Origin of the sequence: Cellulomonas sp. A375-1, assembly GCF_001040865.1 — a bacterium.
Classification (GTDB): domain Bacteria; phylum Actinomycetota; class Actinomycetes; order Actinomycetales; family Cellulomonadaceae; genus Cellulomonas; species Cellulomonas gelida.
Map to the genome: position 1 here is coordinate 1 of NZ_LFKW01000039.1, position 8,218 is coordinate 8,218.

Sequence of the window (8,218 nt, forward strand, 5' to 3'; positions counted from 1 at the left end):
TCGGTGGTCGCAGGCAGCGCCCCCGCCTCGACCCAGCGGCGCACGGAGTCGTCGCTCACGCCGAGCAGCTCGGCCGCCTCGCTGATCCGGAAATGCGCCACGGAGAGCACTCTAGGGCCGCAGATGCGGTCTGAAGGCCCCGTTCGTCGACGATTCTGCGACAGAGGAGGCGCACCGCCCCGCGCTCGACTGTCGGTCGTCGCACCACCGGGGGCCGCTTGACCACGAAGCTCTCCCACCTCCCTGCGAGCGGGACGGCGCGGTAGCGTCCCCGCATGGGGACGAAGGCGAAGAAGTCCAGGAAGGGCGGCGAACGGGACCGGGACAAGATCCCGAACTCGGTCTACGAGGCCGAGCTCTTCCGGCTGCAGACCGAGCTGGTCAAGGTCCAGGAGTGGACCCGGGCGTCCGGCGCGCGGATCGCCGTGATCTTCGAGGGACGTGACGCCGCCGGCAAGGGCGGCACGATCAAGCGGATCACGGAGTACCTGTCGCCCCGGACCGCACGCATCGCGGCGCTGCCGACCCCCACCGAGCGCGAGAAGACGCAGTGGTACTACCAGCGCTACGTCGCGCAGCTGCCGTCGGCGGGCGAGATCGTGCTGTTCGACCGCTCCTGGTACAACCGGGCGGGCGTCGAGCGCGTCATGGGCTACTGCACGCCGCAGGAGTACGCGAAGTTCATGCGGCAGACGCCGATCTTCGAGCAGATGCTGGTCGAGGACGGGATCCTGCTGCGCAAGTACTGGTTCTCGGTCTCCGACGCCGAGCAGCTGCGCCGCTTCCGCTCGCGCCTCGCGGACCCCCTGCGCCAGTGGAAGCTGTCCACCACCGACCTGCAGTCGATCTCCAAGTGGGAGGAGTACTCGCGGGCCAAGGACGAGATGATGGTCCACACCGACGTGCCCGCGAGCCCGTGGTTCGTCGTCGAGAGCGAGATCAAGAAGCACGCGCGGCTCAACATGATCGCGCACCTGCTGTCGACCATCCCGTACACCGACGTGCCGCACGAGAAGGTCGTCCTGCCGGACCGCCCCGCACCCTCGTCGGGCTACGAGCGCCCGCCCCGGGAGCTCTCGACGTACGTGCCCGACCACGTCGCCGCGCTGCGCGGCGACGTCGAGCGAGACCTGTGACCGCGAGCTCCACGAGTGCGGGCGTCGGGCCTGCGCTGCGCGTCCGCGTGCCCACGCTGACGCCCAACGTGCGCGACTTCCTGCGCACCGAGGCCGGCTCGGCGCTCGTCCTGCTCGCGGCGACCGTCGTCGCGCTCGTCTGGGTCAACTCCCCGTGGTCGGCGTCGTACGACGAGCTCTGGCACACCACCGCGGGCCTGCACGTCGGCACGTGGGGGCTCGACCTGACGCTGCACGGCTGGGTCAACGACGCCGCGATGGCCGTGTTCTTCACCGTCGTCGGGCTCGAGATCAGCCGCGAGGCGACGCGCGGCGAGCTGCGCGACCGCCGCACGGTCGCCGTGCCCGCGCTCGGCGCGCTCGGTGGGCTCGTCGTCCCCGTGCTGCTCTTCCTCGCGATCACCACCGGGACCGACGTGCAGCACGGTTGGGGCGTCGTGATGTCGACCGACACCGCGTTCCTCGTCGGGATCCTCGCGCTGTTCGGCCCCGCGTGCCCGGACCGGCTGCGCCTGTTCTTGCTGACGCTCGCGATCGTGGACGACATCGGCGCGATCACGGTCATGGCGGTCTTCTACACCGCGGACGTGAACCTGGTGGCGCTGGCGATCTCCGGCGCACTCGTCCTGACGCTGCTCGTGCTGCGCTGGCTGCGGGTGTGGCGGCTGCTGCCCTACGCGCTGTGCGGCCTCGCGCTGTGGGTCGCGGTGCAGGCGTCGGGCGTGCACGCGACGCTCGCCGGCGTCGCGGTCGGGCTGATCGTGCCGGCGACCGCACCCCGCCGCGAGGACGTCGAGGCGGTCCGCGGGTACGCGCGCGACCTCGTCGAGGAGACGACCGCCGACCGCGAGCACCTCGCCGAGCTCGCCGCGCGCGCGGCCGTCCCGGCCAGCGACCGGCTGCAGCGGATGCTGCACCCGTGGAGCGCGTTCGTCGTCGTCCCGCTCTTCGGGCTCGCGAACGCCGGCGTGCGGCTCGACTCCGAGGCCCTGTCGGAGGCTGCGCACTCGCGTCTGACGCTCGCGGTCGTGGTGGGCCTCGTCGTGGGCAACGCGATCGGCATCACGGGCGCCGCGACGCTCGCGATCCGGCTCGGCATGGGTGACCTGCCCGGTCGCGTGCGCTATGGGCACCTGCTGGGCGGCGCGGTGCTCGCGGGCATCGGGTTCACGATCTCGCTGTTCATCGCCGAGCTCGCGTTCGACGACGAGGAGCACCTCAGCCAGGCGAAGGTCGGGATCCTCGCGGGCTCGCTGCTCGCCGCCGCGACCGGGTCGGTGCTGCTGCGCTGGCTGGGCGAACGGCTGCCCCTGTGCTCACCGCCGCGCGCGGCCCCGACGTCGCTCCCGCCCCTGCCCTGGCGCGCACCCGAGTCAGCCGTGGGCACGGGTGAACCGCCGGGCACCGGGGCCTCGTCGGGCACCGGGGCCTCGTCGGAGCTGTCAGGCATCGGGGAGCCGTCGGTCGGCCCCGACGAGTCGACGAGCGCGGACGGTCAGGCCAGCGGGTCGTCGGGGCCGTAGGCCGGGACCCGGATCCGGCGCGCGTCCTGGCGGACGATCGCGGCTGCGGCCGCTCGCAACGAGGCGACCGTGTCCGCGCCCGCACGCACGAACCGGCCCGACAGCGCGTCGAGCTCGCCGTCGCCGAACGCGCGCACCAAGGCGACGACGTCGTCGACCGACGTCCACGCGGTGCGGTCGGCGTGCACGGGCATCGCGGCGGTCATGTCGGTCGCGACGACGCCCGGCGCGAGGTCGAGCGTGCGGATCCCCCGGTCGCGGTACTGCGCGTCGAGCAGCGTCGTGAGCCGCGCGAGCGCGCCCTTGCTGATGCCGTAGCCCGTGTACTGGGTCTGCCGGTTGTAGCCCGAGCCGGAGTTGATCTGCAGGAGCCGGCCCCCGCCGCGCGCGAGCATCGCGGGCAGCACGGCGTGCGCGACGAGCATCGGGCCGCGCACGTTGGTCTCCACGACGCGCCAGGAGTCCTCGACGTCGTCGGAGACGAAGTCCGTCTCGTCGTGCTCGATCACGCCCGCGTTGTTCACGACGAGGTCGATCCGGCCGAGGCCGTCCTCCGCGCGCGCGACCGCGTCGGCCACCTCGGTCGCGTCGACGAGGTCCGCGGCGGCGACCACCACGCGGACGTCGGGCGCCTCCTGCGCGACCTGCGCCGCGGTCTCGTCGAGGTGCGCACGCGTCCGCCCGACGAGCGCCACGTCGTACCCGGAGCGCGCGAGCCCGACCGCGATCCCCCGCCCGATCCCCCGGCCTGCCCCTGTCACCAACGCTGTGGAACTCACGCTCCCACCCTGCCACGCCCACCCCACCCGACCGCACTCCCCGACCCAGCGTCCGCTCCGGCGATGACGGCTCCGGGCCTGAGCAACCGCTGGCTCACCGTGGAGGTAGCCACGCCCCGGCCCCACCGCTCACCCGCCGACCCAGCGCTCGCTCCGGCCACGACCGCCCCAGGCCTGAGCAACCGCTGGGTGGGCGTGGTGGGGGGCGGGTCAGGTGGTGGTGGCGGCGCGGAGGGCGTCGGGGGTGATCGGGCCGGTGTAGCGCGTGCCGTCGATGAACAGCGTCGGGGTCCCGCCGACCCCGTGGGACAGGCCCTCGAGGTAGTCCGCCTCGACCGCGGGCGCCCAGCGCTGGACCGCCTCGCCGACGACCTCGTCGGGGTCGATCCCCGCCTCGCTCGCGTACCGACGCAGGTCCGGGTCGGCGAGGCGGTCCTGGTGCGCGAACGCCGCGTCGTGCAGGTCCCAGAACCGGCCGTGCGCGGCGAACGCCTCCGCGGCGAGCGCCGCAGTCAGCGCGTGCGGGTGCACCTCGAACAACGGGAAGTGCCGCCAGACGAGGCGGACCCGGCCGCCGGACGTCGCGACGACGTCGCGCAGCACCGGCGCGGCCGCGCGGCAGTACGGGCACTCGAGGTCGCCGAACTCGACGATCGTGACGGGCGCCGTGGGCGAGCCGTAGGAGTGGCGGTGCGGGTCGAGCGGCGAGTCCTGGGGCACGGACCCCACGGTAGGGCCAGCTACGGTGGCGAGCGATGACCTCCGTGCCCGCCGATGCGCCCGCCGCTGTGCCCGCCACTGTGCCCGCTCTCGCGCCGCCGGCCGACGACGGGGCGGTCGTCGTGCGGGTCCCGTTCGACGCGCGGGCGACGCTCGCCTACCTCGCCACGCATGTGGTGCCCGGCGTCGAGACCCTGACGACGGACGCCACGGCGCCGACCGGGACGGCCTCGAGCGCGACTGCCTCGAGCGGGACGGTCGAGCGGCTCGTCCCCGACGACGACGGCGGCCTCCTGCGTCTCGTCGTGCACCTCGCGGACGACGAGGTCAGCGCGCGTCTCGTGCCCGTTCCGGGGATCGGGACGGGCCCGCCGGGAGCCGGCGCGACGTCGAGCGCGCGCGTCGTCGAGCTGCTCGACCAGTGGTTCGGGCTCGGTGACGACCTGGCGGCGGTCGTCGAGCACCTGCGGGACGACGACGTGCTCGGGCCGTTCGTCGCCGCCCGGCCGCACCTGCGCGTCCCCGGGCACGTCGACGCGTTCGAGGTCGCGGCGCAGACGGTGCTCGGCCAGCAGGTCTCGCTCGCCGCGGCCCGCACGTTCACGGGCCGCCTCGCGGACGCGCTCGGACCCGTGCGGGCCGACGGGCTCACGCTGTTCCCCAGCGCGGCGCACGTGGCCGCGGCCGACCCCGACGCGCTGCGGGAGGTGCTGCGCGTCCCCGCGAGCCGCGCCCGCACGCTCGTCGGCCTGGCCCGCGCGTGCGCCGACGGCCTCGACCTGCGCGCGACGGACGACCCCGACGCGACGCGCGCAGCGCTCGTCGCGCTGCCCGGGATCGGCCCGTGGACGGCCGACTACCTCGCGCTGCGCGCCACCGGCCTGCGCGACGCGTTCCCTGCGGGCGACCTCGTGCTGCGTCAGGCGCTCGGGCTCGACAAGCCGCGCGACGTCGAGGCGCGGGCGCAGGGCTGGTCGCCCTGGCGTGCGTACGCCGCCCAGCACCTGTGGTCCGGGACGGTGCTCGAGCGGCTCACGCGCGCAGCCGCTTCTCCAGCTCGACGTCGCTCGACGGCTCGTCGGGAGCCACCACCGGGGTGAATCGGCGCTCGCGCAGCAGCGCGAGGGCGTCGGTCCGCGACGGGTCGACCGCCACCTGCAGGCGTGCGTAGCCCGCGGTCGCGGCCGTGGACTCGAGCACCGCGAGCGCGCGCCGGATCCGGTCGCGGCGGTGGCGTCCGGGGACCGCCCACACGCCGGTGAGCTCAGCGACGCGAGCGCCGTCCGCGTGCGTCGCCGCGGGCGCGAGCGCATGGAAGGAGCCGCCTGCGACCGGGACGTTGTGCTCGAACACGACGACGACGTCGTCCTCCGGCGCCCCGCGTGGGGCCCCGCCGAGGTCGTCGGCCGGCGCGACGCCCAGCAGGGGCGTCGCTCGGACGGGGAGGTCCAGGACCAGGGACACGGGTACTCCTCGAGCACGGCACGGACCGGGCGACGACGCGAGGGTCGCGAACGGTGCGCGGACGATCAGGAAAGTGCGGGGTCGGCCGGAGAGGGCCGGACGGGGCCGACGGGCGCCGGGATCGGCGGCCTGGTCGGGCGGGGGTGGCGCGTTCCGGTCAGCGCGGACAGCGGAACGCGCAGAGGTATCGCGACTCGAGATCCATCGACCACGCGCGTACGGCACGGGAACGCGCGGGATGTCCCCGTCGTCCGTGCATGGCGCCTACCTCCGCGGTTCGGGTCTGGATCGACCCGTCGAGCGCGACCGTACGTCCGCCCAGGAAGCCGGTCAACCGGTTTCGCGAGCCTTCTCACGCCTCGACCACCGTCGGTGCGCACGCTCCGCCACGAGCACCGGGCGCCGCCGCGGGCTGCGATCCGGTGACGACGACGTCACGATTGCACCACGTCCACCCCGGCGCCGGGTCCGAGTCCCTACGGTCGCAGCATGACCACGCTGTCTCGTCGCCTCCGCCCGTCCGCGCTGACCTGGGCATCCGCCGCGATGCTCGTCGGGCTCCTGCTCGCCGGCTGCTCGGCGAGCGCCGACGACGCGGCCGACGGCGGCGCGGCGCCCGCCGCCGTCGATGCCGGGAGCGACTCCGCCGCCGACGAGTCGGGCGGGAAGGCGGACGACGACGGGTCGTCGTCACCGAACGAGGCGCGGCTGGTGGTGCAGACCGGGTCCGTGTGGGTCGAGGCCGAGGACCCGCTCGCCGCGGCGCGCGAGCTCGCGACCTACGTCGAGCGCTCGGGCGGCCGCGTGGACGCGCGCTCGGAGTCGGCCGCGAGCGCCGACGACGTGGCGACGGCGTCGCTCACCATCCGCGTCCCGGCGGCCAAGGTCTCCGCGACGATCCAGGAGCTGGGCGAGCTCGGCCGGGTCAGCAACGTGGACCTGCGGGCCGAGGACGTGACCGACGCCGCGCAGGACCTCGACGCCCGCATCCACGCGCTCGAGCTCTCGGTGGCGCGCATGGAGGCCCTCATGACCTCCGCGACGACGACCAAGGACCTGCTCGACGCGGAGGCCGCGCTGTCCTCGCGCCAGGGCGACCTCGAGTCGTTGCGCTCGCAGCGCGCACGGCTCCAGGGGCAGGTGTCGCTGTCGACCATCGACGTCACCGTCTCCGGGCCGGGCACGCTGCCGGTCGAGACGGCCGAGAGCTCCGGCACGTTCCTGTCGGGCCTCGAGGCGGGGTGGGACGCCCTGGTCTCCACGATCTCGGTGACGATGGTCGTCCTGGGCGCGATGCTGCCCTGGCTCGTCGTCGTCGGGTTGCTCGGACTCGTGGTGCTCGCCGTCCGGCGGCGGCGCCGGACGGTCGCCACGACCCCCGAGCGCGAGCCCGTCACGGTCGCCGCCCCCGGCACAGGTGGCGACGAGGCTCCGCACCAGGACTGAGCCGTCCGGCCGTCGGCGTCACCCGGACGTGTCGCCCGCACGGGCGAGGCCCTGGCACCCGGTCACCCGAACGATCACTCGTGCGGGCCGCGCGGGGGACGCCCGGCCGGCCGTACGGTCGAGCGGACCGGCGGGAGGGCCTGGGACGTGAGCACCGTGAGCAAGGACCCGCGGTGGCGGGAGGCGGAGAAGTTCGCCGAACGCCACGCGCGGATCGTCCTCGCCCGGCTCGACGCGCACGTCACGACCGCGCCGCAGGACGGTGCCCTGGACCTCGTCGGCGAGGACCTCGCGGCGTTCGTCGAGCACTACCGCTCGCCCGTCTCCCGCGAGACCGTCGAGCGCCTGCACCGCGCGGCGGGCGGACGGACGGCCGTCTGCTACTCGCGCGCCGGGTACAGCAAGACGGCGGTCCTGTGGGCCGACGAGCATCGCGTCGCGCTGTTCGGCTACACCGACGTGGGCCACGCCGCGCCGCTCAGCTCGTACGCGTCCGAGCTCGTCACGCGCGCGCAGGCCGAGAGCGCCCACCACGTGCGGCTGGCCGCCGACGTGGTCACGCGCCACCAGAGCGCGCTGCGGCACGAGGCGGAGCGCCGCGAGCGCGAGGCCCACGCGGCGGCGCTGCGCGCCCAGCAGGCGCAGGAGGCCGCCGACCGGGCCCGACGGCGCCGCCGCGAGCTCGACGAGGCGACCCTCGGCCGCACGTTGTCGCTCCTGCTCGCGCAGCGGATCGACCCGACCGCCCTGCACGTCACGGTCCAGCGCCTGGCGTTGTCGGGCGTCGTGTCCGCCGTCGCCGCGGGGGCCGACCGACTCGGTCTGGCCGAGCGTCCGCACGCCGTCGCGCTCGTGCGCACGATGTTCGACGAGGCCGCGGGCGCGCTCGAGGTCGCGACCCCGCCGTGGGCGCACACGACCCCGCAGTACCGGGCCGCGCGTGCCGCGTTCTACCGGGCTCAGGACGCGCTCGACGCGGCGGACGGTTTCGGGGTCGCGGGGCACGTCGCGCCCGACGACGTCGCGCGGCACCTGCACGAGGCCGAGAAGTGCTGGCGTGCGGTGGTCGCCGAGCTCCTCAAGGCGCAGGGCGTGCCTGTGCCCGACCTGCCGAGCCCGCGGCGGCCCGCCCTGCGGTAGCCCTGGGCCG

General features: G+C 75.0%; 9 protein-coding genes. 5 read left to right on the top strand and 4 right to left on the bottom strand.

The window, feature by feature from the left end:
* Positions 1 to 101: excisionase family DNA-binding protein (locus CWIS_RS17945; protein WP_156186541.1), on the bottom strand; the 101-nt coding region annotated here is incomplete at its 3' end.
* A 174-nt stretch (positions 102 to 275) separates the two neighbouring features.
* On the opposite strand from CWIS_RS17945, the gene ppk2 reads away from it, so the two are divergent.
* Entirely contained in the window at positions 276 to 1,136 is an 861-nt protein-coding gene (gene ppk2, locus CWIS_RS04345) for a polyphosphate kinase 2 (protein WP_048342029.1), read from the top strand.
* Complete coding sequence (gene nhaA / locus CWIS_RS04350) at positions 1,133 to 2,659, top strand: Na+/H+ antiporter NhaA (protein WP_082156208.1); 1,527 nt, start codon at positions 1,133 to 1,135, stop codon at positions 2,657 to 2,659. The genes ppk2 and nhaA overlap by 4 nt, the downstream gene beginning before the upstream one ends.
* On the opposite strand, the gene CWIS_RS04355 is transcribed toward nhaA, so the two are convergent.
* The gene (locus CWIS_RS04355; RefSeq protein WP_231583654.1) at positions 2,632 to 3,438 is read right to left on the bottom strand and encodes an SDR family oxidoreductase; all 807 of its coding nucleotides are present in this window, start codon (positions 3,436 to 3,438) and stop codon (positions 2,632 to 2,634) included. The genes nhaA and CWIS_RS04355 overlap by 28 nt on opposite strands.
* A 210-nt stretch (positions 3,439 to 3,648) precedes the next feature.
* Positions 3,649 to 4,158: a thioredoxin domain-containing protein gene (locus CWIS_RS04360; RefSeq protein WP_082156218.1), complete on the bottom strand. Its 510-nt coding sequence runs from the start codon at positions 4,156 to 4,158 to the stop codon at positions 3,649 to 3,651.
* Positions 4,159 to 4,193: 35 nt separating this feature from the next.
* On the opposite strand from CWIS_RS04360, the gene CWIS_RS04365 reads away from it, so the two are divergent.
* Positions 4,194 to 5,258, top strand: a complete 1,065-nt coding sequence (locus CWIS_RS04365) for an AlkA N-terminal domain-containing protein (RefSeq protein ID WP_082156209.1) — start codon at positions 4,194 to 4,196, stop codon at positions 5,256 to 5,258.
* On the opposite strand, the gene CWIS_RS04370 is transcribed toward CWIS_RS04365, so the two are convergent.
* The gene (locus CWIS_RS04370; protein ID WP_048342032.1) at positions 5,191 to 5,622 is read right to left on the bottom strand and encodes a hypothetical protein; all 432 of its coding nucleotides are present in this window, start codon (positions 5,620 to 5,622) and stop codon (positions 5,191 to 5,193) included. The two genes, CWIS_RS04365 and CWIS_RS04370, sit on opposite strands and share 68 nt — an antisense overlap.
* Positions 5,623 to 6,111: 489 nt before the next feature.
* On the opposite strand from CWIS_RS04370, the gene CWIS_RS04375 reads away from it, so the two are divergent.
* Together CWIS_RS04375 and CWIS_RS04380 are read left to right on the top strand one after the other, a co-directional pair.
* Entirely contained in the window at positions 6,112 to 7,068 is a 957-nt protein-coding gene (locus CWIS_RS04375; RefSeq protein WP_048342033.1) for a DUF4349 domain-containing protein, read from the top strand.
* A gap of 147 nt (positions 7,069 to 7,215) precedes the next feature.
* A complete protein-coding gene (locus CWIS_RS04380; RefSeq protein WP_048342034.1) occupies positions 7,216 to 8,208 on the top strand; it encodes a hypothetical protein in 993 nt (330 codons plus the stop codon).
* Positions 8,209 to 8,218: the final 10 nt, after the last annotated feature.

Bases quoted from the DNA above. Each gene is read 5' to 3' on its own strand.
- ppk2 (WP_048342029.1), top strand. From the start codon at position 276: ATGGGGACGAAGGCGAAGAAGTCCAGGAAGGGCGGCGAACGGGACCGG.
- CWIS_RS04365 (WP_082156209.1), top strand. From the start codon at position 4,194: ATGACCTCCGTGCCCGCCGATGCGCCCGCCGCTGTGCCCGCCACTGTG.
- CWIS_RS04375 (WP_048342033.1), top strand. From the start codon at position 6,112: ATGACCACGCTGTCTCGTCGCCTCCGCCCGTCCGCGCTGACCTGGGCA.